The 23,493-nt window shown below is 62.4% G+C and carries 20 protein-coding genes and 1 pseudogene; 9 read left to right on the top strand and 12 right to left on the bottom strand.

The window, feature by feature from the left end; translation table 11 throughout:
- Nucleotides 1–12: 12 nt before the first annotated feature.
- The 5 genes from O0882_RS11515 to O0882_RS11535 form a co-directional block, all read right to left on the bottom strand.
- Nucleotides 13–825 carry a ferritin-like domain-containing protein gene (locus tag O0882_RS11515; RefSeq protein WP_289948024.1) on the bottom strand — a complete coding sequence of 271 codons (813 nt, stop codon included), beginning with the start codon at nt 823–825 and terminating at the stop codon, nt 13–15.
- Nucleotides 826–867: 42 nt separating this feature from the next.
- A complete protein-coding gene (gene dsdC, locus O0882_RS11520; RefSeq protein WP_289948026.1) occupies nt 868–1,788 on the bottom strand; it encodes a DNA-binding transcriptional regulator DsdC in 921 nt (306 codons plus the stop codon).
- Nucleotides 1,788–3,119, bottom strand: coding sequence for a D-serine ammonia-lyase (locus O0882_RS11525; protein WP_289948028.1), 1,332 nt, complete (start codon nt 3,117–3,119; stop codon nt 1,788–1,790). Before O0882_RS11525 ends, dsdC begins: the two co-directional genes overlap by 1 nt.
- Nucleotides 3,120–3,288: 169 nt before the next feature.
- Complete coding sequence (locus O0882_RS11530; protein WP_289948030.1) at nt 3,289–3,858, bottom strand: hypothetical protein; 570 nt, start codon at nt 3,856–3,858, stop codon at nt 3,289–3,291.
- Between the two features lie 80 nt (nt 3,859–3,938).
- Entirely contained in the window at nt 3,939–4,310 is a 372-nt protein-coding gene (locus O0882_RS11535) for a hypothetical protein (RefSeq protein ID WP_289948031.1), read from the bottom strand.
- 340 nt (nt 4,311–4,650) lie between these two features.
- Here O0882_RS11535 and O0882_RS11540 point away from each other — a divergent pair, with 340 nt between their 5' ends.
- Nucleotides 4,651–4,815: a hypothetical protein gene (locus O0882_RS11540; protein WP_289948033.1), complete on the top strand. Its 165-nt coding sequence runs from the start codon at nt 4,651–4,653 to the stop codon at nt 4,813–4,815.
- Between the two features lie 88 nt (nt 4,816–4,903).
- On the opposite strand, the gene O0882_RS11545 is transcribed toward O0882_RS11540, so the two are convergent.
- From O0882_RS11545 to O0882_RS11570, 6 genes are all read right to left on the bottom strand, one after another.
- A complete protein-coding gene (locus tag O0882_RS11545) occupies nt 4,904–5,245 on the bottom strand; it encodes a hypothetical protein (RefSeq protein ID WP_289948035.1) in 342 nt (113 codons plus the stop codon).
- A 45-nt stretch (nt 5,246–5,290) separates the two neighbouring features.
- Nucleotides 5,291–5,572, bottom strand: coding sequence for a hypothetical protein (locus O0882_RS11550; RefSeq protein ID WP_289948036.1), 282 nt, complete (start codon nt 5,570–5,572; stop codon nt 5,291–5,293).
- A gap of 22 nt (nt 5,573–5,594) precedes the next feature.
- Entirely contained in the window at nt 5,595–5,816 is a 222-nt protein-coding gene (locus tag O0882_RS11555) for a hypothetical protein (protein WP_289948039.1), read from the bottom strand.
- A gap of 230 nt (nt 5,817–6,046) precedes the next feature.
- Nucleotides 6,047–8,125 carry a TonB-dependent receptor gene (locus O0882_RS11560; protein ID WP_289948042.1) on the bottom strand — a complete coding sequence of 693 codons (2,079 nt, stop codon included), beginning with the start codon at nt 8,123–8,125 and terminating at the stop codon, nt 6,047–6,049.
- A 93-nt stretch (nt 8,126–8,218) separates the two neighbouring features.
- Nucleotides 8,219–8,614, bottom strand: a complete 396-nt coding sequence (locus tag O0882_RS11565; RefSeq protein WP_289948043.1) for a DUF2946 domain-containing protein — start codon at nt 8,612–8,614, stop codon at nt 8,219–8,221.
- Between the two features lie 55 nt (nt 8,615–8,669).
- The gene (locus O0882_RS11570) at nt 8,670–10,814 is read right to left on the bottom strand and encodes a TonB-dependent siderophore receptor (RefSeq protein WP_289948044.1); all 2,145 of its coding nucleotides are present in this window, start codon (nt 10,812–10,814) and stop codon (nt 8,670–8,672) included.
- A 245-nt stretch (nt 10,815–11,059) separates the two neighbouring features.
- Here O0882_RS11570 and O0882_RS11575 point away from each other — a divergent pair, with 245 nt between their 5' ends.
- The 7 genes and pseudogenes from O0882_RS11575 to O0882_RS11605 all read left to right on the top strand — a co-directional run.
- Nucleotides 11,060–14,545 carry a DUF748 domain-containing protein gene (locus O0882_RS11575; protein ID WP_289948045.1) on the top strand — a complete coding sequence of 1,162 codons (3,486 nt, stop codon included), beginning with the start codon at nt 11,060–11,062 and terminating at the stop codon, nt 14,543–14,545.
- 449 nt (nt 14,546–14,994) lie between these two features.
- Nucleotides 14,995–15,534, top strand: a complete 540-nt coding sequence (locus O0882_RS11580) for a hypothetical protein (protein WP_289948048.1) — start codon at nt 14,995–14,997, stop codon at nt 15,532–15,534.
- Nucleotides 15,527–16,246: a hypothetical protein gene (locus O0882_RS11585; RefSeq protein WP_289948050.1), complete on the top strand. Its 720-nt coding sequence runs from the start codon at nt 15,527–15,529 to the stop codon at nt 16,244–16,246. The genes O0882_RS11580 and O0882_RS11585 overlap by 8 nt, the downstream gene beginning before the upstream one ends.
- Nucleotides 16,247–16,255: 9 nt before the next feature.
- Entirely contained in the window at nt 16,256–17,167 is a 912-nt protein-coding gene (locus O0882_RS11590) for a hypothetical protein (RefSeq protein WP_289948053.1), read from the top strand.
- On the top strand, nt 17,167–18,231 hold the full coding sequence (locus tag O0882_RS11595; RefSeq protein WP_289948055.1) for a MauE/DoxX family redox-associated membrane protein: 1,065 nt from the start codon (nt 17,167–17,169) through the stop codon (nt 18,229–18,231). Before O0882_RS11590 ends, O0882_RS11595 begins: the two co-directional genes overlap by 1 nt.
- The gene (locus tag O0882_RS11600; protein ID WP_289948056.1) at nt 18,206–18,589 is read left to right on the top strand and encodes a hypothetical protein; all 384 of its coding nucleotides are present in this window, start codon (nt 18,206–18,208) and stop codon (nt 18,587–18,589) included. Before O0882_RS11595 ends, O0882_RS11600 begins: the two co-directional genes overlap by 26 nt.
- Nucleotides 18,590–18,593: 4 nt before the next feature.
- Nucleotides 18,594–18,833, top strand: a pseudogene (locus O0882_RS11605) (IS481 family transposase); the annotation flags it as partial.
- 176 nt (nt 18,834–19,009) lie between these two features.
- Here O0882_RS11605 and O0882_RS11610 read toward each other — a convergent pair.
- Nucleotides 19,010–21,463 (bottom strand): membrane-bound PQQ-dependent dehydrogenase, glucose/quinate/shikimate family, encoded by a 2,454-nt coding sequence (locus tag O0882_RS11610; RefSeq protein ID WP_289948058.1) that lies wholly within the window; start codon nt 21,461–21,463, stop codon nt 19,010–19,012.
- A gap of 315 nt (nt 21,464–21,778) precedes the next feature.
- Here O0882_RS11610 and O0882_RS11615 point away from each other — a divergent pair, with 315 nt between their 5' ends.
- The gene (locus O0882_RS11615; RefSeq protein WP_289948060.1) at nt 21,779–23,485 is read left to right on the top strand and encodes a methyl-accepting chemotaxis protein; all 1,707 of its coding nucleotides are present in this window, start codon (nt 21,779–21,781) and stop codon (nt 23,483–23,485) included.
- Nucleotides 23,486–23,493: the final 8 nt, after the last annotated feature.

Below are 23,493 nucleotides of genomic sequence, written 5' to 3' on the forward strand. Positions count from 1 at the left end.
GCCGCGACAAATTCAGGCGGGCAAGTCGGACAATTCCAGCTCCGAAAACCCGGCCCGGCGCCGCGCTTCCAGGTTGAACGGGCCGCGCAGGGTGGGCGCTTCGTAGCGCAGCGCCAACTCCGCATACGTGGCGCGCAATTCCAGGCCCCTTTGGTCGCACAGATAGCCGTACCAGCGGTTGCCGATCTCGACGTGCCCCACTTCATCGCGCAGGATGATGTCGAGGATGGCGGCGGCGGCCAGATCTCCCGCCTGCGCCAGCTTGGCGCGCAGCGGTGGAATCGCATCGAGGCCCCGCGCTTCCAGGGTGCGCGGCACCAGCGCCATGCGCGCCAGCACGTCGCCGCGCGTCTTGTCGACCATTTCCCACAGGCTGTCGTGGCCAGGAAAATCGCCATACGTGTGGCCCAGCACTTGCAAGTGCGCCTGCAGCATGGCGAAGTGCGTCGCTTCCTCCTTGGCCACGCGCAGCCAGTCCGTGTAGTAGTCAAAGGGCAAGTCCGGGAAGCGCCACAGGGCATCCAGCGCCAGATTCATGGCGTTGAACTCGATATGCGCGAGCGCGTGCACCAGCATGGCGCGCCCTTCCGGCGTGATCATCGAGCGACGCCCCACCAGGCGCGGCGGCACCAGTTCCGGGCGCTGGGGCCGGCCCGGCACGGGGCCGGTGGGCGCCAACGGCGATTGCGCATCGAGCGAAAGTTGCGCCTCGGCCATGGCCGCCACCATCGCCACCTTGGTGGCCGGGTCCGGTTCCAGCAGGCAGGCGAGCGCATATGCGCGCAAGTCCTGTGGCGGTGTTGGGTTCAGCGGAGGTGGCTGCATGGGAATTCTTTCGTGCGCGTTTACAATGAGGGACGCAGTGTATCAAATAGCCTGCCCCAGCAGCCAGTCCAGCAACGCCTGCACGCGCGCCGGCGGTGTCCGCGCGGCATGCACGAGGTAGTACGCCTGCGGGCTGGCCAAGGCAAACCCGCCGAACGGCAAGACCAGCTGGCCGCTGTCGACCCACGGCTGCACCAGCTGGCGCCGGCCCATGGCCACGCCCGCGTGGTGGATGGCCGCCTGCGCGCACAGGTCGGCGCGGTCGAAACGCAGGCTGCGCGTGGGCAAGTTCACCTCGGGCACCAGCCCGTCCAGCCACAGCCGCCATTCCGCATCGGGCGCGCAGGCGGGCCAGGCCAGCGTATCGTGCAGCAGCGTCGCGCTGGCAAGGTGTTGCGGCGCATCTTGCAAGCCGTGCTCGCGCGCATATTGCCGGCTGCAGACGGGCGCCAGCCATTCATCCATCAGCTTGCGCGATGCCAGGCCGGGAAAGTGGCCGTCGCCATAGTGCAAGGCCAGGTCGACCTGGCCGGCGCGAAAGTCCACGCTTTCATTGCCGACGCGCAAATCGATCGACACGTCCGGATATTGCACAGCGAACCCTGCCAGGCGCGGCACCAGCCAGCACTGGGCCACCGAGGGACGCGCATGCACGGTGATGCTGCCAGTGAGCGCATCGCCGCCGGCCAGCGCCGCCTGCAAGCCGTCCCAGCCGATTTGCAGCGCGCCGAAGATGCGCTCGCCATCGGCCGTCAGTTTGACTTGCCGCGTCAATCGTTCGAACAGGCGCAGGTCCAGGCTCGCCTCCAGCCGCGCGATGCGGTGGCTGACGGCGCTGGGCGTGAGCGCCAGTTCCTGCGCGGCCAGCGCAAAGCTGGCATGGCGCGCCGCCACGAGAAACGTGTGCAGGTTGGCGAACTGGCTGGCCGTCAGCGTACCTTTGAGCGCCACACCGGCTGGCATCAATCGGCTCCGGCCGCCAGCAGCGCGCGGCCGCGCGCCACGTAGGCCGCCATTTCTTGCTCCGGCACCATGCTGCCACCCGTGCCCCACACCAGGTGCGTGGCGGTATCGAGGTGCTGCCGGTACTGCGGCGCGGCCAGCACGGGAGGAATACCTGCGAAACCGGCCACGGCGGACGGTTCCAGGCGCAAGCCTTGCGTTTGCTCAAGCAGCGCCAGCAGCCGGTACAGTTCTTCATCCGTGACGGTGGCGTAGCCGTCGATCAGCCGCTGCATGGCCCGTCCGACAAAGCCGGACGGGCGCCCCACAGCCAGGCCATCGGCCGCCGTGAGGTTATCGATGCCGATCTCCTGCACGCTGATGCCTTCATGCAAGCCCGTGTGCACGCCCAGCAGCATGCACGGCGAGTGCGTCGGCTCGACGAACACGCAGTGGACGGCGTCGCCAAAGGCCAGTTTCAAGCCGAAGGCCACGCCGCCGGGGCCGCCGCCCACGCCGCACGGCAGGTACACGAACAGGGGGTGCTGCGCGTCGACCGCGACGCCGGCGGCGTCAAACTGCGCTTTCAGGCGCTGGCCGGCCACCGCGTAACCGAGAAACAGATCGTGCGAGTTTTCATCGTCGACGAAGTGGCAGGTGGGGTCACCCTGCGCCTGCCTGCGCCCCGCTTCCACAGCCACGCTGTAGTCGGTGGCGTATTCGACCACCGTGACGCCATGGCTGCGCAATTTATCCTTCTTCCATTGCCGCGCGTCGGCCGACATGTGCACGGTGGCGCGAAAGCCGAGGCGCGCGCTCATGATGCCAATCGACAAGCCCAGATTGCCCGTGGAGCCGACGGCGATCGCGTACTGGCCGAAAAACGCCCGCACGGCGTCGCTGGCCAGCAGGCTGTAATCGTCGCCCTCCTTCAGCAAACCGGCGTCCAGCGCCAGCATTTCCGCATGTTTCAGCACTTCATAGATACCGCCGCGCGCCTTGATCGAGCCGGAAATGGGCAAATGGCTATCCTGCTTGAGCCACAGCTGACCGCTCGTCACGCCTGACGCCAAACCCAGCGCCGCCTGCATGGCGGGCAGCGGCACGACGGGCGACTCGATGATGCCGCCGCTGGCCTGCGTTTCCGGAAACGCCCTGGCGAGATAAGGCGCGAAGCGCGCCAGGCGCGCGCTGGCGTCCGCCACGTCATCCGCCGTCAAACCCACGTCATTCAAGGCCTCGGCCGCCGGCGCGATGCCGGGATTGAACCAGCTCAAGGGCTGCAAGGCCATCAATTCTGTAATCAGGGGAAATTTTTCGCGCAGCGCGGCGATGGCGGGAGTGGGCAGCATGGCAAGCTCGTATAGGAACAAACCATGATTAGACCGCATCCGGGCGCCGCTGGCAAAGGATGGTTGATCAGGCAATGGGAGATCAACCGTCATCTATCGAAGCCCTGATGGCTCAGTGACATACCCAGGGACAGCTGTCCGGACTCGCGCGGGTACGAACAGCTGGGCGTCAGGCGCGTTGGCGGGCCAGTCTGCGCTGCCAGAGAATGTGGGGAACGTTAATCCGGGTCTGGACGTTGCCATTCCATTCGGTAACAAAGCCATGGCGCTGCAAGGTACTGATGATCAGCGCGGCAATCGCCGCCTTGCCTTCGTCGGTATCCCGCATGTCGCCAAACGACAGCATGATGCCCTCTCCAGCCACGGCCCTTTCCAGGTCCTGACCATGATAAAAGCAGTAACCTCGGTAAGTCCCGTCCGGCTGCTGGGCGTAAATCTCGCCAATGTCGTCAAAGGCGTCATCGGTCATGTAACCGGCATTTTGCAGCGCGATGACCATCGCGCCATTCAAGTCGGCAAATACCGCATCGAGCCGGTCGCAGTCGGTCTGCAATGGCCAGTCTTTCTCTTGCGCCCGCTTTTTATACAATTCTTCCGCGATCAGATCCCGCAACATCGCTTCATCGACATCGCCGTCCAATACATCATCCAGGCATTCATTTGCTGCGCGGCTGTCATAGAAACCGGACCATACCCAGCTTTTGATCTGCTCTGCGAGATACAATTCATCTTCGTTCATGCCTGCCCTTTTTTCTTTCAGGTATCCCTGCCGCGTTCAACGCGGCGTCGCTTTCCCACGCGGAGAAAAGCCCCGCCTATCTACCGCGCCTCGCCATGCTCATCATAGAGCTCGCCTTCGTCGCCCTGGACTACAGCCGAGAGTTGCTGGGCGATGCGCCACATTTTCCGGACGATTTCAGCATCGGGGTTACTGCAGGTGATACTGCCGCGATAAAAACTGAACCACGCCCGTTTGCCGTTTTCCTGATGGGCGGAATAGGCCGTCCATACGGCCAGGCCTTCGTCTTCCATGCGTATCGTCGTGCCATCGGGCGCCCTGACTTCGGCGTAGCCATCGCGGCGCATTTCCGTATCTTGCGCAAGCAGCTTGCTCCATTCCTCGAACGAGATCGCAGCTTCCCCGCGCGCAAGCCCGTCTTCACTTCTTGTAATATGCAGCTCATATCCCATTATTGCTCCAGCGTTTATTCAATCTTGTTATTCAACGTTATCCATCAAGATAGCTGCCCTCCAGGGAAGTACTGACCAATTCGCTTTCGTAGCGAGTTTGCGCGTCTTTCTGTCATTGGCGCATTCAAGGTCGGAAAAGCTTTTTTGCATGGTGGATGGCGGACAATGGTGATGCCCTTATTATCGCAGGTCAGACCGCCGCCAGGAACACCGGTTATGGAAGTCGGAAATCACAATAATTTATTGGGGTGGTTAATTATACCTACTTCGTTTGTGGTAGAGTATAGCGTTGGAAATAAGGTGTTTAAGCATTTTTTTAAATGACATAAAGGAGTGAAAAATGGAATCAAAGGATATTGAAATATCGAAGGAGATTGGACAATGTTTGGACAATAATCAGCCTGCATGGACACGTTGTGAATTTACGGTAAATATTGACACCAGCAAATTCTCTATGGAACTGGGTTATGAAGAGAATGCATTTAGAGAAGGTTCGTTGCGATGATTTATAGGTAAATTCCCATCGGCATGGTGAGGTTGTGTCAAAATGGCGAACCCTGGCTCCATCCGCATCGGGGTGGCCTCAGGTTGATCTAGCGCCAGAACAGGTGATAGCTCCCCTGGAAATTCTTATCGACGTTTTCCTTGGAATCGAATCGGAACTCAATTTCCGGCAATTCGAGAAAGGAAAAGCGCAGCTTCGAAGCCAGCAAGCATTGCGCAAACCGCGATTGTATTTCCGCGCTCGTGCCGTCCCTGGCATACACATCAATATCCGCATCGTCGGCATAAAACACGCCAACACAAAAAAACAGCTCCGACGTGAGTATGTCAACATTCCGCAAGCGTAACTGCTTCGGCCGCATTGTTTCCAATACATCGATCAGCGCCTGTTCCAGCGCAATATAAGACGGGTACAGCGTGGCTGCGGACATGTTCCTCCTGTGTAATGCGTGCCCGATCTATCGCACCCTGACCGCCTACTTCCGCTCCGGCTCATTGCCGTTTTGTATTCTCCTCAACTTCTCACGCACTTTCTTCGGCATAAAAAATTTCCTAAGCATAATAATCGGCATCAACATCACTGCCACCATGGTGGCATCCTTGCGCTTCAACTGAAGAAGGAAAAGGATCAGTATTCCAGCACCAAGAGCCCATCCCGTATATGCCAGGACTTTCAATCCACCTGCAAGCGCAGACAGGCCAACAATGACAGCAATGGCAACACATCCAATGAATACATCATTTTTACTTTTATTCATGTTGAATCAACAGTAAATCCACTTATGCTTTCAACGAGGCAGAACCGGCTTCATACCATACCCGAATACCGCGCTCAACCTTGACTAGCGCCATCCAGCCCCTGGTTTCCGTGATGGTTTCCATATTAATGGGGTGAACACCGGTTTTTTCCAGCCATTCATTGGCCAATACCAGCGACCTGTCCATGCCATCAGAGAGCGGACTGCCCGGCGTGGTCGAGCGAAAATCTTTAAATGCGATCATGTACACCTTTTATTCAGTCAGCATCATTTCAGCGGACAAAGCCTTCAGCCTCCATTATCGTAGCCATGTGCGCCAAACGCCGAAGCAGGCACCATGAAGCATAACAAATTACCGGTGAGAAACATACGCACATTGTCACGACTACATGGCGCCGCCGATGCGGCGATACCGGCAGGCGCCTTCCGCTTCCCGCATCGGCAGCAGGAAGGCGCCATAGCCAATTGCCAGCCTTAGAACTTCAGCTGCAGCCCCAGATCAATCGACCTGCCCTCGGCCGGCAAGGCTTGCAACGCCCCGCCATTCGCTTTCAGCCCCGACAAGTACACGCCACCGAGCGGGTCCGCATACGCGCGGTTGAACAGGTTGCTCACGCCTGCGCTCAGGCTGGCCATCTTGCTAAATGCCACGCTGCTGCGCAGGTTGACGAGCGCATAGCCGCCCGTTTCCGGTTCGAAGCGGCGCGCGTCGACCTTGTCCTTGCGGGCCACGATCTTCGTTTCGATGCGGCTGCTCCAGGCGCCCAGCTTGTGCTCGACGGCCAGCAAGGCGTTAAATGGCATCATGCGGTACAGGTCGCCGCCATCGCTGCGCTTGCCCCGCGTGTAAGCGGCGTTGCCCGTCGCCATGAAGCGGCCCCAGCCCGCACTGCTGGCCAGCGGCAGCTGCCACGCCAGATTCGCGCCGTACAGCTTGGCGTCGTGGTTGGCAAAACGCAGCAAGTTGCCGTTGGCGCCCATTTTCATGTACGGGTGGAAGGACGCCAGCACGTCGACGTCGATGTAATTGTCGACCTTGCTATAGTAGGGATTCAGACGCACGAACCAGCCCTCCTCGCCGCCGCCATGCCAGTCGGCAGTGAACGCGGCCGTGTAAGCCGTCTCGGGTTTCAGGTCGATGTCGCCCACATAGCCGTTGCCGTCGCCAAACCAGTTGGTCATGGTCATCGCCATCGAGCCGCGGCCCCACGAGTAGCGCTCGTACAGATTCGGCGAGCGCACCTTGCGCGCCAGCGCGAATTCGTAGCTGCTGGCCGCATCGGGCGTGAAGGTGGCTTGCGCCGAGGCATCGATATTCGTGTCGCGCTGGCTACGGCTGCGCGCATTGAAGGCCCTGGCGGCCATCAGGTCCGGCATGTTCATCATGTTGGTGCCGTACGATTGCACGTCGCCCGCATCCATGCGCACGGATTCGCCGCGCACGCCCAGCACGCTCGTCCAGCGCGCATCGTGCCGCGTTTCCAGCTCGCCGAACAGCACGGTGCGGTCGCGCTTGCCGTCATTGATGTTCAAATAGGTGCGCGGCCCCATCATCATGGAACCGGGCACGGCCGGCCAGTAGTCGTCGAGGCGGAAGCCGTGCCATTCCTGGCCCAGGCGCAACTCGCCCGCGGCGGTCGGCAGGCTGGCCATCAGCGCATAGCCCGTGTTGCGGCCATGCGTAATCATCGGCATCGAACCCTTGCGCTCGGGTGAAAAGAAGCCCATTTCGTGGTCCGTCTGCTGCCAGTAGGCGCGCGCGTCGAGCACGCCCCAGCCGAACTCGCCTTTATAAGCGAGATTGGCGAACTGGCCGTGGTTGTCCGTCATGTCCATGTACTGGTTGGGAAAACCCTGGTATGGGATGTGCTGCACGCCGGCGCGCAGGGTCAGCTGCTGTCCATCGCGTTTCGCCGCCAGCACGATGGCCTGGTTGATACTCTCGAACATGCTGCCCAGCACCTTGTTGCCGTGGCCATCGTCATAGCTGTGGCCGCGCGTGTACGCGCCGTTGTAGCCGATGCTCAGCGCGTCGCTGGCGGCCGAGGCATTCACGCTGGTCGCCACGCTGTTGTTGACGCTGCGTCCCGAGACGGCAAAGCTGCCTTGCGTCAGCAGCGGCGCGCCGGGCTGGGCGAACACGGGCGCGTTCGACTGCACCTCGATGGTGCCGGCGATGCTGTCGCCGCCCGCGCTGACGGGTGTGACGCCCGCGATCAGGCGGATGCGCTGCACTTGTTGCGGATCAATGTAGGACAGCGGCGCATTCATATGATTGGCACAGGCCGAGGTCAATTCCATGCCGTCGATGCGAATCTTGATGCGGTCGTCCGCAAAGCCATTGACGACGGGCAAGCCAGACACGCCGCCGCCGGCCGCCACGCTGTAGCCGGGAGTGCTGCTGAGCATCAGCGCCGTGTCGGCGGCGGACCGGTAGCCATCCTTGACGCCCGCGACGATGACTTTCATCTCGGGAAGAACAACTTCAGTGCGCGTTTGCGCCACGGCAGGCATGGCAATGGCGAGGGAAATCAATAACGGTAAATGTTTCATGGCGCTGCTTTCAGATTCTGTATGGGTAAGACGAACAGGCGCAAGCGCAGCGCAGTGCCGCGCGGCGCAAGGCAGTTCAGGGAAAGGGACAGATCAGAAAGCGGCGGGCGGGCCACGGGGCTGGACGGGAGTCCAGGCGAACAGCGGCGTGGCGGATTGGTAGAACAGCTCGGGCAGCAAGCCCGTGAGAATTTCTCCGGACGCGAGCACAAGCGAGGTAAGCGGCAGCGCCAAGGTGTCAGCATGCATGCTGCAGCACGGGCAATCGCCCATGCGCATGCTGCCCTTGGAAGTATCGGGGGCGTCCGTGGACCATGTTGCGGGCAACATGTTCATGCCGCCCGCCACCGAACAGATTTCCAGGCTGGGCACGGCCATGCCGCTGGCAACCGTCAGCGCGCGCGACACCGTAGGGGCGAGCGTGGCCAGGAAGATGGCGATACACGCGATCCACAGGACGATGCTGGCCTTGCCTTTGCTGATGAACATGGCAACATTGTATCAGGGCAAGCCTCCTGCGCACAGGGCGCAAGTCAAACCTTACTTACAAATCCACCTTCATGCTCAGCTTGATGGCGCGCGGCGCACCCGAGGCCAGGCGCGTGCCGGCGCCGGCCCAGTAGCGCTTGTCGGCCGCATTTTCCACGTTCAGCTGCCACACGACGGATTTCTGCATCAGCGTGCTGGCGTAACGGGCACCCGCGCTGAAAAGCGTCACCCCGCCGAGGAAAGCCTGGTTCAGGTCGTTGACGGGACGGGCGCTGTAGTAATACGCGCCGCCGTTGACGGACAGGCCCGGTACAGAGTCAAACGCGTAAGCCAGAAAGGCGCTGGCCGTGCGCCTGGACGCGTTTTCCGGCGCCTTGCCGTTGTAATCGGCGTTGATGTGGGCAAACTTCGGGTCGAGCAACTGGGCCGACGTTTGCCACGACAGTTGGCGCGTCAATTTCCCTTGGGTCGACAGTTCCAAGCCGCGGTAGCGCTGTTCGCCATCCGACGTGAACACATTGCTGGCATTCGTGTAGTAGCCGGGGCGCGTAATGTCGAACAGCGCGGCAGAGACCAGGGTGCCGCCCGGCGTCAGCCAGCGCGCGCCCAGCTCTTTCTGCTTGCTCACGCCGGGCGCCATCTTGACGCCCTGGTTGACGGTGCCCGTCGGGCCCGTCTCGCCCTCTTCCAGCCCCCGTGCCGTCGACGCGTAGAGAGACAGCTGGGGCGTGAACTTGTAGATGAGCGAGGCCATCGGCGTCGTCTTGCTGACGTCGTAGTGGCTGGCGCCCTGGTCGCTTTGATAGCTGCTGCGGCGTACGCCGATGATACTTTGCCATTGCGGGCTGAAGACCATGCGGTCGAGCGCGTACAAGCCCGTGTCGCGCGTGTCGAGCGCGGCCGTCGTGGGCGAAGCCGGCTTGGGACCGAACGCGACATTCGTCACGGGCACGGGGTTGTACAGGTTTTGCGATGCAATCGTGTAATTGCTCTGGTAAATAGGGTCTTGCGACTTGTCCGTGCGCGAGGCGCCCAGGGTGAGTTCATGGGCGATGAAACCCGTGCTGAAATTGCCGGCAAGTTCCGCGCGCAGCAAGTCCGACGCCGTCACGCTGTGCTGGATATTGCCCGTGATGCGGCCCGCCCCCGTGGCCAGCGCCGCTGCGTTATTCAGGCGAAAGATCGCCAGGCGGCGGTCGCGCGCCGTTTCCGAGTGGCCCGCCTCGACCGTCAGGGCCCAGCCATCTGCGATGGCATAGTCGGCGCGCAATTGCGCGTTTTTCGTCTGCGCTTCGAACGCCGACCAGTCGGGGCCGATCAGCTGGCGCGGATCAACGGCGCGCGGCAAACTGATCACGCCTTTTACAGCGGTGGGCAAGGCCACGCCCGCCTGTTCCGTCACCTTGCGGCGGTCGTATTCCAGGTCCGCCTTCAGCAGCAGTTTATTGCTCACGCGCCAGTCCAGCGCGGCGGAGAGAAAGCTGCGGTTGCCATTGCCGACATTGTCCAGCCAGGAACCCAGCGTCCCACCGGCCGCGTTGATGCGCACGCCGAACTCCTGCTGCGCGCCAAAGCGGCGGCCCACGTCGACATTTGCCACCGCGCTGCCACGGTCATCGAGGCTCAGGCCCATGCTGGTGACGGGCTGGCTGCCCGCCCGCTTGGTGACGAAGTTGACCACGCCAGCGGGCGAGGTAAAACCGTAGTACAGGGCCGAGGCGCCCTTCAGCACTTCCACCCGCTCCTTGTTTTCCATGGGTACTTGCGAGAAGTTCATGATGGGCATGGAACCGTTGAGGCGGTAATTCGTGCGGTTTTCCACGGCGATGCCGCGTATCACCAATTGATCCCACGTCTCGCCGCCGTTTTGCTGGCGCGTCACGCCCGCCGTATTGCGCACGGCATCGTACAGCCCAGAGACGGCTTGCTGCTCCAGCAATGCGCGCGTGATCACGTTGACGGTCGATGGCACGTCCATGATGTTGGCGCCACGAAAGCTGCCCGCCTCCGTGGTGAGCGGCACCAGGCCTTGCGCTCGGGCGCCCGTCACTTGCACGGCTTGCATGACTTTCGCATCGCCAGCCGTCAAGTCGTCCTGGCCGCTGCCCCCATTGACGGCGCCGGCCGTATGGGAAGCGAAAGCCAGCGACAGGGCGGCGGCGACTGGAAGCAGGCGGGTGCGAGGAGAGACGACAGGCATGACATCGGGCTTTCAATGAAAAAAGAGTACAGATGGAAACTTACGGTTAGCCGCCATGATACCGATAATGAGAATCATTATCAATGAAGGGGTGAGTTTGTGTGAGTTTTGCAGAAGAAAGACGGTCACCCCGGCGCCTGTTATCACTTGAACACGTTTGGATTTTGCAGACGAGGCCGCAAAGAGGCATACTGACAGTCACGGCGTGCAAGATGTGCCGCCCAACAAGATCAAAAGGTTAGTTCGTGAACACAATCGACAAAAAAAGCGTGCAGACGAAAACAATTCGCTGGAAACGCTGGCAGCGCTGGGCCGTCGGCACCGGCTGCGCCTTGGCCGCCTACAGCGCGGCAGGCTTCTGGCTGGTGCCCTACGTCATCAAGCACCAGCTGCCCAAATTTGCAGAAAAAGAACTCGCGCGCCAGGCCAGCATCGCCGACGTGCGCTTCAACCCGTTCACCTTGAGGCTGGAAGCGGAGCAAATCGCTTTCAAGGAAGCGGCCAGCGCGGATGGCAAGAGCAATGCGCCGCTGCTGTCCATCGGCGCCCTGGCCGTGCAGCTGGAATGGAAATCCATCGTGCGCCGCGCCTGGAGCCTGGCGGAAATCCGCATCACGGCGCCACAGACTCATTTGACCATCACGCCGGACGGCAAGTTCAACCTGGCCGAAGTGCTGGCCACCTGGCAACGCAATCACCCGGAAAAAAGCGACGGCGGCATGCCACGCCTCGTCATCGCCCACTTTGCGCTGGAGCAAGGCAAAGTGGATTGGCAAGACCAGAAGGCGGGCTATGCGGACAACTTCACGCCCATCAACTTTACGCTCGACAATATCTCCACCCTGCCCGACGCAAACGGCAGCTACAGCCTCAGCGCCGACGCGGCGCGTGGCGGCAAGCTGCACTGGCGCGGCACAGCCTCGCTCAGCCCCATCCGCGGCGAAGGCGAACTGATCCTGAACGACGCCTCCCTGCCCGGCCTGGCCGCGTATTTGAAAGCCTATACGCGCGCCACGGTGACAAGCGGCAAGCTGTCGGCGCGCCTGCCCTACGCCTTTTCCTATGCCGACGGCAAGCTGCAAGCCACAGTCAAAGGCGCGGGCCTGGCCTTGCGCGACTTGGCATTGGCACAGGACGGCAAGGGCGCACCGTTTACCTCGCTGAACACCCTGGGCATCGCCGGCGTGAACGTGGACCTGGCGCGCCAGAACGTCACGGTGGATAAAATCAATCTGTACGGCGGCAAGGTGGCCGTGCGGCGCGACAGCAGGGGCGAGATCGATGTGGCGAACCTGATGCTGCCTGGCAATCCCGAACCTGTAGCATCAGCCACCGCCGCGCCTGCCGCACCAGCCAAGCCGGGCAAGTGGCAAGTGGACTTGAAACAGCTGGCCTTGGCCAATGTGGACGTCTCCGCCATCGATGAAACCGTCTCGCCTGCCCTGCAGCTGAGTGCCAAGCAACTCCAGCTGAACTTGCAACTGGCCTTGCAACAAGGTCCAGCGGGCATGGCTAGCGTGATCGACGGCGCGAATGTCAGCCTGGCGGATCTGGCCATGCAGCGCGGCGCACAAACACCGTTCAAACTGGCCCAATTGGGTTTTACGGATGGCAAGATCGACCTGGCCGCGCATACCGTGCACCTGGGCGCCGTGACGGCCAGCGGCGCGCAGATCGATCTGGCGCGCAACCGCCAGGGAGAGTTTGCGATTGCACAAAAGCTGCCCGTATTTGCCTCCGGCAAAGCCGACTCCGCCAAGGACGCGCCGTCCACGCCGTGGTCCACCAAGGTAGACAAGGTAGAACTGAGCAAGTTCGGCGCCCGTTTCGACGATGCGGGCACCGGCATCAAGGGCACGCTGCAGGACGCCCGCCTGTCGCTACTCAACGTCAGCAACGATATGAAGCAGGCGCTGCCGTTCGAGCTGGGCGTGGGCCTGCGCGAAGGCGGCTTGCTCACCGCCAAGGGCAAGTTCGTGCCGGGCACGGGCGCCGTCGATGCGCAATTGAATTTGAAACAACTGACCCTGGCCCCTGTGCAACCCTTGCTGGCGCAGCATGTGAAGCTGAAGCTGGCGGGCGGCACCCTCTCCGGCAGCGGCCGCCTGACGACGGGCGGCGGCGCGCCGAAAGCGCCCAAGGTCCGTTATGAGGGCGGCGTGGATATCGCCGGCCTGGTGCTCAATGAAACGGATGGCAAGCGCTTTGCCTCATGGAAAAGCGTGCGCGCCGACAAGCTGACGGCCAGCGTGGGCCCTGATTTTGTCGACATCCCCGAACTGCGCGTGGTGGAACCGAACGCCCAACTGATCATCGAAAACGACCGCAGCCTGAACGCGCAGCGCTTGCTGGTGAAGGCACCCGAGCCGGCGACTGCGCCAGCGCCAGCAACCGCCAGCGCACCCGGCGCTGCAGCACCGGACGCCGCCTTCCCCGTACGCGTGCGCCGCGTGCGCCTGCAAAACGCCAAGCTGGACTTTGCCGACCTGAGCTTGCGGCCCCAGTTCGCCGCCAAGATTTATGAACTCAATGGCGTCATCACGGGTCTGTCCACCAAGCGCGATGCGCGCAGCCAGATCGAGCTGGACGGCCGCATCGACGAATTCGGCCTGGCCCGCGTGCGCGGACAGCTGAATCCGTTCGCCCCGACCGACAACACGGACTTGAACGTGGTCTTCAAGAACGTCGACATGGTGTCCGCCTCGCCGTACACGATGAAGTTCGCCGGCTACAAGGTGGCTGAAGGCAAGATTTCGCTGGACTTGCAATACAAGGTGCGCAACCGCCAGCTCGACGGCACCAACCAGATCGTGCTCGACAAGCTGACCCTGGGCGAACGCATCGACAGTCCGGACGCCTTGAAACTGCCTCTGGAACTGGCGCTGGCCATCCTCAAGGATAGCGACGGGCGCATCGACCTGGGTTTGCCCGTATCGGGCGACATGAACGACCCGCAATTCAGCTATGGCGCCCTGATCTGGAAAGCCGTGGGCAATGTGCTGACGAAAATCGTCACGGCGCCATTCCGCGCGCTGGGTAACTTGCTGGGCATCAGCGCCGACAAGCTGGAATCGATCGACTTCGATGCGGGCAGCGCCGTGCTGCTGCCGCCCGAGCGGGAAAAGCTCAAGCAAGTGGCGCACATCCTCGCCAAGCGCGAACAGCTGAAGCTGGCCGTGCCGGGCCAGTACAGCGACACGGACGGAGCCGCCCTGCGCGCCCAGGCCGTGCGCCGCGCCGTCGCCGCCAAGGCCGGCATCAAGCTGGAAGCGGGCGAGGAACCGGGGCCATTGAACCTGGGCGAACGCAAGATACGGGGCGCCCTGCGCGAGCTGTACGGCGAACGCTTCGGCAAGGCCGAGCTGGACAAGCAGAAAAAGGCGGCTGAGTCCGCTGCGCCTGCTGCAGCGGCGGCATCCGCCGTTGCCTCCGCCCCGCCGGCAACGGCCAAAATCCCCGTCTTGCAGCGCCTGGGCAAGCTGATCGAAGGCGAACCGCAAGTGGCCGACACAGGCGCGTTTTATGGAGGCTTGCGCGAGCAACTGGAAGCCAGGCAGCCCCTGCCTGCCGATGCGCTCGCCAAGTTGGGCACCCAGCGCAGCGCGGCGATTCTGGCTGCCCTGCAGCAGGACGGCACGCCGGCAGCCAGGGTCAGCGCCGGTGCACCGGAAAAAACGGAGGCCGCGCCTGGCAAGCTGGTGGGGTTAAAGCTGGGATTGGCGGCGCAATAGTCTATTGAATAGGGCCTTGCCAGCCTGAATCGCCACCAGTCGTTTGGCCTCTTCTGATACATAGTTCATGAAAGATGAAAACCGATGGATCGTCTTGGGGGCCTGGGTGTCCTGGCTGGCACCTGGTGTGCGATCTCGTAGCGGCCTAATCCAACGACGAGGCAGGGTCTGGCGTCTCTATGGCCTGCCCTGCAGAGACTCCTGCCTCGCTCAAGTAAGAGCAGGCCTTTCCTTGTCAAAACAGAAGGCGGAGCCCGGCCCCGGTTTCCAGGCGCTAGTATATCGTGCATGTCTATTGCACAATGATTAACATCCACAGCTTGTCGCTCATCTTTACACTTCCCCTCGACTGCCACGGGCAATCCTGAGCAACCCTTGATTTAACAGAGCCCCAACGGATTGGCATAGTTAATGCTTAGCTAGTCCCATGAGGCCAACCAGGGGATTCCATGCTCAATACACTACACAAATCGTTCGGTAGCGCGCTGGCAGCACTCATACTGCTCGCGCTGGCACACAGCGCGCACGCGCTGCCGCTGCTCACGCTCACGTCAACACAGGCCACCATACCGGCCTCGGCCGGTAGCAGCATCGGAATCACCGGCAGCATCATCAACCGGACCAACACGGCGCTGGACGCGACCGACCTGTTCCTGAATTTCGGCAATTTCGATCCGGGCGCGCTGACGCCACAGCAAACGTTGGGACTGGTCCTGTTCAGCATTCCCAGTTTTTCGTTCCGGGACAATGTTGCCCTGTTCACTATCGACGTGGCGGCCAACGCGCTGCCCGGCGTGCATACGCTCGACGTGATGCTGCAGGACCTTGGCGGCAACTTCTCCGACGTCGTCAGCTTCAGCTTCCTGGTCAACCAAGTGGTGACCGTATCGGAGCCGCCCACGCTGGCCATCATGCTGGCCGGCCTGGCTGGCATGACCGGCATGATGCTTTTCCGTACTGTCTCCAACCATGGAGGCAATCATGGCTAGCAAGCCACAGATCGCCACGGGCAACGCCACGGTCATCAACACCGGCGAAGAAGTCATCGTCTCGATCACTGTGACCAACATCGGTAGCGAAACCGCCAGCAAGGTGTTCCTGACCGGCGCCACACTGGGTGCGGCACGGCGAATCAGCCCGCAGAATTTTCCGGTGTACATCGGTAGCCTGACGACCGAAGGCAGTGGCAGCATAGGTGCCAGATTCAGCACCACCGGGCTGACGCCCGGCCAGCAATACCTGCTGACCCTGCGCGGCACCTACGAGGCCGGCGGCACGCTGGGCTTCGTCGTCAATCGCTACGTGATGATTCCGCAGCCGGCGCCGTATGCCTCGCCACGTCTGCGCTCGCATGTGAACGTGCTGCTGAGTAACGCCACCTGGACCTATACCATCTTCAACGATGAGCCGCTGGGCAGCTCCTTGTATATCGCCGCCTTCCACCTCGACATCGTGGCACCCACCACCGTCACCGGCACGCCACACGGCTGGCAGTCCGAGTCCGACCTGATGACCTATGCGGGCTGGATTTCCGCTGATGCCCATATCGCGCCCCAGCAAGCGCTTGGCGGTTTCGAGATCCAAAGTCCGACCGGGCGCTCCGAGTCCACCGCCTACAGCCTGATCTCCTGGGACCATGCGGCCAACAATGCCGGACCGGTGGGGCTGGACACGGTACTGTCGCCATCCAGAGCACGATAGGTGAACGACATGAAAACCTCAGACCATACCGTACTCGACGACATCGCACGCACGCTCGCTGGCGTCACCTCGCGCCGCGCCGCACTGAAAATGGTCGTGCTCGGCCTGGGCGGCATGACCCTGGCCCGCTTCGGCATCAACAACGCCTGGGCGGCGCGCAATTGCCTGTGCAATAACCGCGTGTACGACTCCGCCCTTGCCTGCTGCACGCCCAACGGCGTGGTGCAAAAGCACCCCATTGCCAATCTGGCGCACTGCCCTTCCCGCACCGCCAACCTGGCGCATACCTGTAGCGCCAATGGTTGCGGCGCGGCCGGATCGTGGGTGTCGCCGCCGCAAAGTTACTTCGGCGTCAGCTTCGTTCCCGCTTGCAATACTCACGATTGTTGCTACGACAAGTGCAACCAGAACAAGGCAGCGTGCGATACCAACTTCCTTAGTGAGCTTAACGCTATTTGCACCGCAGCCTTCCCCGGCACGGGCAACATACAGAACATCAAGCGCGGCGGTTGTCTGTCCCAGGCGCAGACCTATTACAACGCGGTGTCCTCGTATGGCCAAAACGCGTATGACGACGCGCAGAAACTCTCGTGCGACTGCTGCCCGCCTGAGGCTTGCCGCACCTGCGCCGGCGGCAGTTGCGGCGCCTTCCCCGCATGCGTCGGCGGCGGCGACTGCGTGTGCTTTACGACGCCGAATGGCTCGGGCGTCTGCGTGCACGGCAATACTCCTTGTGCCGGTTTGCCCACCTGCAGCTCCAACGACGATTGCCCACCGGGATACGGTTGCGCCGGCTCAAATTGTTGCGGCGGCACCGCATTGTGCGGGCCACTGTGCTCCGACCTGACGAACGCATCGATCATCTCGCCGTTTGGTGGCACTCAACGTTACGATGGACCTACCCTGGGAGGAAAGAGATAATGGACGCGTTCATAGTGCCATTCACCGTCTTGCGCCTGCTGTTGGGCGGCGTCTTGCTGATCGCCGCTGTTGGCAAGCTACTTCACCGGCAGGCGTACGCTCAAACGCTGGCGCAATTCGGTATTCCCACTGCGTTGCAGCCGCAACTGGCGTGGCTGATGCCGACGTGCGAACTGGCGATCGCCTTCATGCTGACGCTGGCGACGTCCACGTGGTGGGGCGCCAGCGCCGGCGCCGCCCTGCTGGCGCTCTACAGCACCGTGCTGGCGTACAAGCTGCAGCAAGGCCAGCGGCCCAGATGCAACTGCTTCGGTCAGCAGGACGCCACGCCGATCGGCCCCGCTACGCTGCTCAGGAACGGGGTACTGCTGTCGATGGCGGGCGCACTGATTTACGCTGGTCCGGCATACGCGCATGCTCCTGTATGGCCGCATCTGGCCAAGATATTGGTCACGGCCCCGACACTGTCGATATGCATCGCCGTGATGGCGGTGCAATGGTGGCTGTTACTGCATACGCTGCGCCAGAACGGGCGCCTGATCTTGCGCATGGATACGCTGGAGCTGCGACTCGACGCCGCCAACATTCAGCCACTGCATGCGCTCGACATGCGGCCGCGCGGACTGGCAGTCGGCAGCATGGCGCCGGACTTCGCGCTGCCGGAAATGGGCACTGGCGAAGCGAAGACGCTGGCGCAGCTCAGGTCTGCCGGCCTGCCGGTGCTGCTGGTCTTCTCCGACATCGCCTGCGGCCCTTGTGCCGAACTGGCGCCGCGCATTGAGAGTTGGCATCGGCAATACCAGGGCTTGATCAGCATCGCCGTCATCCTGCGCGTCGATGCCGGACAGCTGCACCGTCCACATACCGCCGGCTCCTGCACCACGCTGCTGCAAGAGGACCGCAAGGTATCCGAGCGCTACGACGCGCTGGTGACTCCGAGCGCCGTACTGGTGTCCGCCGAGGGGACGATCGCATCGCATCTGGCGCTGGGCTCAAAAGACATATACGATCTACTGGAAGCAACCGCACCGCAGATCCATGAAAACCGGAACATCGCCGCTTAAATCCCCACGACAGGCAAGCCGGCTAGTGCTGACGGTCGGCACTAGCCTGCACCTGATCACCGCACTATTTCTGGCCAACGGTGGCGGCATCGTCTTTCGGACGGCGCTGTGCGCCTGGTCGCTGGCGCCCTACCTATTGCTGGCACTTGCGCTACAACGCAGCAAGAATTGCGGCGCTCTGCTAGCCGGCGCCCTGCTGATGCTGCTGTTGGACGCGCACACCTACTGGTCGGTGTTCGTGGCCCCGCAAAGCTCCACTGCTGCATTGGGTCTGCTAATGGCACCGTTGTTCAACCTGTTCTGCATGGCGCCGTTATCGATTGCAGCCAACATGTGGCTGGGCCACAGGCGATCTTAGAGGGGAGCCCGATTTTTTACACATGCATATCAGGGACTTGCCGCACATGTCCGAGGAAGCCGAACGCCGTTATCTGTTCGTCGCCATCGACCGCGCCACGCGCCGGATCTTCATGGGCATCTATGCCGACCAATCCGACAGCTGCAGCTCCGACTTTTTCAACAAGGTCAAAATGGCCTCTCCGGTCACTTTCCTCACACTATTCACTGGCAACGGCAGCCAGTTCACGGACCGCTTCACCAGCAAGACTTGATACGCGCCAGAGCACGTCTCGATGAGCCCAATCTCGACTTCACCGATTTTCCCTATTTTGCCGCAGAGCGGATAGAACTGATTGTGTAAAAAGACGACGCTGTCATGCTGCGCGATTTCCCCGCTGTGCGGCACCGCCGAGGCGGCGCTGCACAGCGATGCCGCCCCCTACTTGTCTTTGCCTCCTGCTGACACCCCCTCGTCCGGCAAGGCAAACGCCACCAGGCTATCGCCCATCTTCGTGCCCAGCGACCCATGGCCGCCGGCCATCACCACCACATACTGCTTGCCGGTCTTGTCGGAGACATAACTCATCGGCGTGGCCTGGCCGCCGGCCGGCAGACGGGCTTTCCAGACGGTTTTGCCGTTGCGCACGTCGTAGCCGCGGATGGTGTAGTCGAGCGTGCTGCTGAGGAAGGCCACGCCGCCACCCGTGGTGCTGATGCCGCCCAGGCTGGGCACGCCCAGCGGCAAGGCGATGGGCACGGGGGCGCTGTCGCGCGTGGTGCCGTTCTTGTGCATCCACACTTTTTTCATGGTGCGCAAGTCGACGGCGGCGATATAGCCCCACGGCGGCGCCTGGCATGGAAAGCCCAGCGGCGACAGGAAAGGCTTGATTTCCACGGCAAACGGCACGCCCGTCTGCGGCTGCAAGCCCATTTCAGTACCCGTGCCGCCCGGCGCATTGGCTTGCGCGCGCGGCACCAGGCGTTCCAGGAAGCCCATGTAGTCGGGATTAACTAACAGCAACTGACGCACGGGATCGACGGCCGCCCCGCCCCATTCGAAGATGCCGAGCGGGCCCGGCGAAATGATGGCGCCCTTGATCTTGCCTTCGGCCACCGTTTGCGGCGTGAACGGCCCTTCGTAGCGGTGCTGGCGGAAGATGATGCGGCAAGCGAGCTGGTCGAATGGCGTCGTGCCCCACATATCCGTTTCGCTGATGTGTTTTTCAGGCAGGAACGTGAGGGCCGAGAACGGCTGCGTGGGCGACAACTTGTCGCCAGGCGCGGCGTTGGCCGTCGGCACGGGCTTTTCCGGCGCCGGCACCACCAGGCTGCCATCGCGCCGGTCGATCACATAGATGTCGCCGCGCTTGGTGGTGGCCACGACCGATGGCACTTTACCTTTCGGCGTGTCGATGTCGACCAGCGTGGGCTGGCCGCCGATATCCATGTCCCAGATATCGTGGTGCACGGTCTGGTACACCCAACGTACTTTCCCGGTGACAAGATCAAGCGCGACGATGGCACTATTGTATTTCTCGCCGTTCGGATTGCGCTTGCCACCCCATGTATCGGGCGTTTCATTGCCCATCGGAATGTAGACCATGCCCAATTTTTCATCCACGCTGGACACGCCCCAGGAATTCGGTGAATTGTTGGTGTACGTCTTGCCGTCAAGAATCGGCGCCGTGTCGTCCGGATTCGAGGCATCCCAGTTCCACATCAGTTTGCCAGTGACGGGATCGTAGCCGCGGATCACGCCCGAGGGCTCTTCCGTGGAAAAATTATCGGTCACGCTGGCGGCCATCACCACCACGTTCTGCGCCACGGCCGGCGGCGACGTGGGCATCAAGAAGCCCCGCTTCTTCATGCCCATGCCGTGGTACAGGCCGATCACGCCGTTTTCGCCGAAGCTTTTGCACGCTGCGCCCGTATCGGCATTCACGGCGATCAGGGTCGCATCCATGGTGGGCGCGAAGATGCGGCGCGGACACTCCATGCCGGCCGCCTCGGGCGCCGGATCGCCCTTGGCGCGGCCCGCGTTGACGTCCCAGTAGGCCACGCCGCGGCAAATCATGTGCTGGTAGCTGGACGCATCGCGGTTGATCTTCGGATCGTGGCGCCACAGTTCCTTGCCCGTGTCCGGGTCCAGCGCGATGACGATGTTATGCGGCGTGCACAGATACAGCATGCCGTTCACTTTCAGCGGCGTGACTTCATTGGCGATCTCGCCCGGATCGTTCGGGCCCTTGAAGTCGCCCGTGTGGTACACCCATGCCTGTTTCAGCTGCGCGGCGTTGGCCGGCGTGATCTGCGCGGCCGGCGCGTAGCGGTCGCCATAGCCGGAGCGGCCATACGCGGCCCAGTCGTTGGGCGCCACGCCCGGCGCGAAGTCGCCTTGCGGCGCGGCCGCCATGTTTTTGGCCGGCACTTCACCGTGCAGCGTGTGGTAATCCTGGAACAGCGAAAACACGCCCACGGCAGCCGTCAGCACCACGGCGGCGGCCAGGGCGCTCTTGCCCGCGTCGCGCGGTTTCGCCCCGGCGGCCAACGGCGGAGCGAGGCGGCGGTCGATGAAGGGCAGCAGCAGCAGCCAGACGGCGGCGGCGAACCAGATATCGAGACGGGGCAGCAATTGCCACCAGTCGAACTTCACTTCGATGACGGACCAGATCAGGGTGGCGAACAGCAGCAGCGCGAGAAACAGCTGGGCGCTGCGCCGCCCCTTCCACACCAGCGCACCGGCGACCAGCATGCCGATGCCAGCCACGACGTAATACCAGGAGCCGCCAAGGCTGACGAGCCAGGCGCCACCGCCGGCAAGCGCCAGGCCCAGCAAGATGAAGATGACTGCAGTGAGGATAAGCAAGGGTCCAGGCCGGGCAGAGGCAGTCATGATGCTCCTTTACAAGAGTCAGTCAGCGGCAGGCGAATGCGCACCGTATTTGATGGCGATCAAGGAGTTCCATTTTTTCACTATTTGGCCAAGCATGGCACACGCCTGAACGCGCTATCCGCGCGGTGTTGCTTTTCATCACAGGCCATCCCCGCCAGCCCGCCGTTTTTCTTGTAATTTCAAAAACAAACACAAAATAAATCAAATAAATAACAAATTTCTCGAATAAATCAAATTTTTACCGTAAAATGAAAATCACGAACCCTGGCAACCGAATTTCCCGATTTTCAACCTTCACGTGGAACGGCACTCATCATGACCATCGCCAAACGCCTGTATGCATTGATACTCTCCGTCATCCTGGGGCTGGCCGCCCTGACTGCCATCAGCGTGTATGAAATGGACCGTGTATACACGGCGGCCAGCTACTCCACCGTCAATACCGTTCCCAGCCTGCTGACACTGAACACCGCATTTGTATCCTTCGCGCAATTGCGCACGCAGGTATGGCAACATCTGGCCGCGAAAGACCCCGCCGTGCGCGGCCAGCTGGAAACCTCGATGCGCACCGCCCGCGTCGCCGTCGGACAGGCGCTGGACAAATATGAGAAGGAAAACCTCTCGGACGAGCAGGACCGCGCGCTGCTGGCGGCCGACCGCGCCGTGCTGGCCCGCTACGATAGCGTGCGCGAAAAAGTGCTGGCGCTGTCGAATGCGGGCGAGTTCGACGCGGCACGCGACGTGCTGATGCAGAACCAGGCCATCATCAAGGAACTGGTCGATGCCCTCGCCGCCCACCACGGCTACAACGAAAAGCTGGGCAAGACGGGCGCGGCAGAGGGCATCGCCACCGCTGCCAGCGCGCGCTGGATTTCCATCAGCGTGGCCCTGGCCGTGATGCTGCTGGTGGCCGGCATGGGCTTGCTGCTGGCGCGCCGCATCGTCGCCTCGCTGGCCAGCGCCATCGAGGTGGCCCACACCATCGCGGGCGGCGATCTCAGCGTGCAGATCAGCGCCGCGTCGAACGACGAGGTGGGTCAGTTGATGACAGCCCTGAGCGAGATGAGCGAGAGCCTGGTGCGCATCGTCGCCGAAGTGCGCTCCGGCACGGAGACCATCAACACGGCCTCGGGCGAGATCGCGGCAGGCAACCTGGACCTGTCGGCACGCACGGAACAGCAGGCCGGCTCGCTGGAAGAAACCGCCTCGGCCATGGAAGAGCTGACGGCCACCGTGCGGCAGAACTCGGACAATGCCCGCCAGGCCAAGCAGATGGCCGTCAGCGCCTCGGACAAGGCGGTGCGCGGCGGCGAGGTGATGGGCGACGTCATCCGCACCATGGAAGCGATCGACAGCGCGTCCAACAAAATTGCCGACATCATCAGCGTCATCGACGGCATCGCCTTCCAGACCAATATCCTGGCCCTGAATGCGGCCGTGGAAGCGGCGCGGGCCGGGGAGCAAGGACGCGGTTTTGCCGTCGTGGCCACCGAAGTGCGCAACCTGGCGCACCGTTCGGCGGCGGCCGCCAAGGAAATCAAGGCACTCATCAGCGACTCCGTGGAGCAGGTGGAACAAGGTGGCAAGCTGGTGCAGCAAGCCGGCGCGGCCATGACGGAAGTGGTCGACACGGTACGCGGCGTGACCGACATCGTCAGCGAAATCTCGGCCGCCAGCGCAGAGCAAAGCACGGGCATCGACGAAATCAACCGCGCCATCACGCAGATGGATGAAGTCACGCAGCAGAATGCGGCGCTGGTCGAAGAAGCGGCGGCGGCATCGCAATCGCTGCAGGAGCAGGCGAGCAATCTGGCCAGCGTGGTCGGCGCCTTCAAGCTGGCGCACGGTCAGGCCAACGCGGCGCAACACAGCACACCGGTGCGCCCAGCCCCAGTCCCAGTCCCAGCCGCCAAGCCTGCAGCGCGCAAGGCGGCACCGCTCAAGCTGGTCGCACGGCGCGACCCCGCTCCTGCCCGCGGCACGGCCAGCGCCAGTGCCGGCGGCGACTGGGAAGAATTCTGAACCCGTCG

It is taken from the genome of Janthinobacterium sp. SUN073 (assembly GCF_030397665.1).
Taxonomy (GTDB): domain Bacteria; phylum Pseudomonadota; class Gammaproteobacteria; order Burkholderiales; family Burkholderiaceae_D; genus Janthinobacterium.

What these genes read in the sequence shown, in the direction of transcription:
- O0882_RS11535 (WP_289948031.1), bottom strand. Translation starts at nt 4,310, where the DNA reads ATGGGATATGAGCTGCATATTACAAGAAGTGAAGACGGGCTTGCGCGC.
- O0882_RS11515 (WP_289948024.1), bottom strand. Translation starts at nt 825, where the DNA reads ATGCAGCCACCTCCGCTGAACCCAACACCGCCACAGGACTTGCGCGCA.
- O0882_RS11580 (WP_289948048.1), top strand. Translation starts at nt 14,995, where the DNA reads ATGCTCAATACACTACACAAATCGTTCGGTAGCGCGCTGGCAGCACTC.
- O0882_RS11530 (WP_289948030.1), bottom strand. Translation starts at nt 3,858, where the DNA reads ATGAACGAAGATGAATTGTATCTCGCAGAGCAGATCAAAAGCTGGGTA.
- O0882_RS11525 (WP_289948028.1), bottom strand. Translation starts at nt 3,119, where the DNA reads ATGCTGCCCACTCCCGCCATCGCCGCGCTGCGCGAAAAATTTCCCCTG.
- O0882_RS11610 (WP_289948058.1), bottom strand. Translation starts at nt 21,463, where the DNA reads ATGACTGCCTCTGCCCGGCCTGGACCCTTGCTTATCCTCACTGCAGTC.
- O0882_RS11590 (WP_289948053.1), top strand. Translation starts at nt 16,256, where the DNA reads ATGAAAACCTCAGACCATACCGTACTCGACGACATCGCACGCACGCTC.
- O0882_RS11570 (WP_289948044.1), bottom strand. Translation starts at nt 10,814, where the DNA reads ATGCCTGTCGTCTCTCCTCGCACCCGCCTGCTTCCAGTCGCCGCCGCC.
- O0882_RS11560 (WP_289948042.1), bottom strand. Translation starts at nt 8,125, where the DNA reads ATGAAACATTTACCGTTATTGATTTCCCTCGCCATTGCCATGCCTGCC.
- O0882_RS11600 (WP_289948056.1), top strand. Translation starts at nt 18,206, where the DNA reads ATGAAAACCGGAACATCGCCGCTTAAATCCCCACGACAGGCAAGCCGG.
- O0882_RS11540 (WP_289948033.1), top strand. Translation starts at nt 4,651, where the DNA reads ATGGAATCAAAGGATATTGAAATATCGAAGGAGATTGGACAATGTTTG.
- dsdC (WP_289948026.1), bottom strand. Translation starts at nt 1,788, where the DNA reads ATGCCAGCCGGTGTGGCGCTCAAAGGTACGCTGACGGCCAGCCAGTTC.
- O0882_RS11615 (WP_289948060.1), top strand. Translation starts at nt 21,779, where the DNA reads ATGACCATCGCCAAACGCCTGTATGCATTGATACTCTCCGTCATCCTG.
- O0882_RS11545 (WP_289948035.1), bottom strand. Translation starts at nt 5,245, where the DNA reads ATGTCCGCAGCCACGCTGTACCCGTCTTATATTGCGCTGGAACAGGCG.
- O0882_RS11595 (WP_289948055.1), top strand. Translation starts at nt 17,167, where the DNA reads ATGGACGCGTTCATAGTGCCATTCACCGTCTTGCGCCTGCTGTTGGGC.
- O0882_RS11585 (WP_289948050.1), top strand. Translation starts at nt 15,527, where the DNA reads ATGGCTAGCAAGCCACAGATCGCCACGGGCAACGCCACGGTCATCAAC.
- O0882_RS11555 (WP_289948039.1), bottom strand. Translation starts at nt 5,816, where the DNA reads ATGATCGCATTTAAAGATTTTCGCTCGACCACGCCGGGCAGTCCGCTC.
- O0882_RS11550 (WP_289948036.1), bottom strand. Translation starts at nt 5,572, where the DNA reads ATGAATAAAAGTAAAAATGATGTATTCATTGGATGTGTTGCCATTGCT.
- O0882_RS11565 (WP_289948043.1), bottom strand. Translation starts at nt 8,614, where the DNA reads ATGTTCATCAGCAAAGGCAAGGCCAGCATCGTCCTGTGGATCGCGTGT.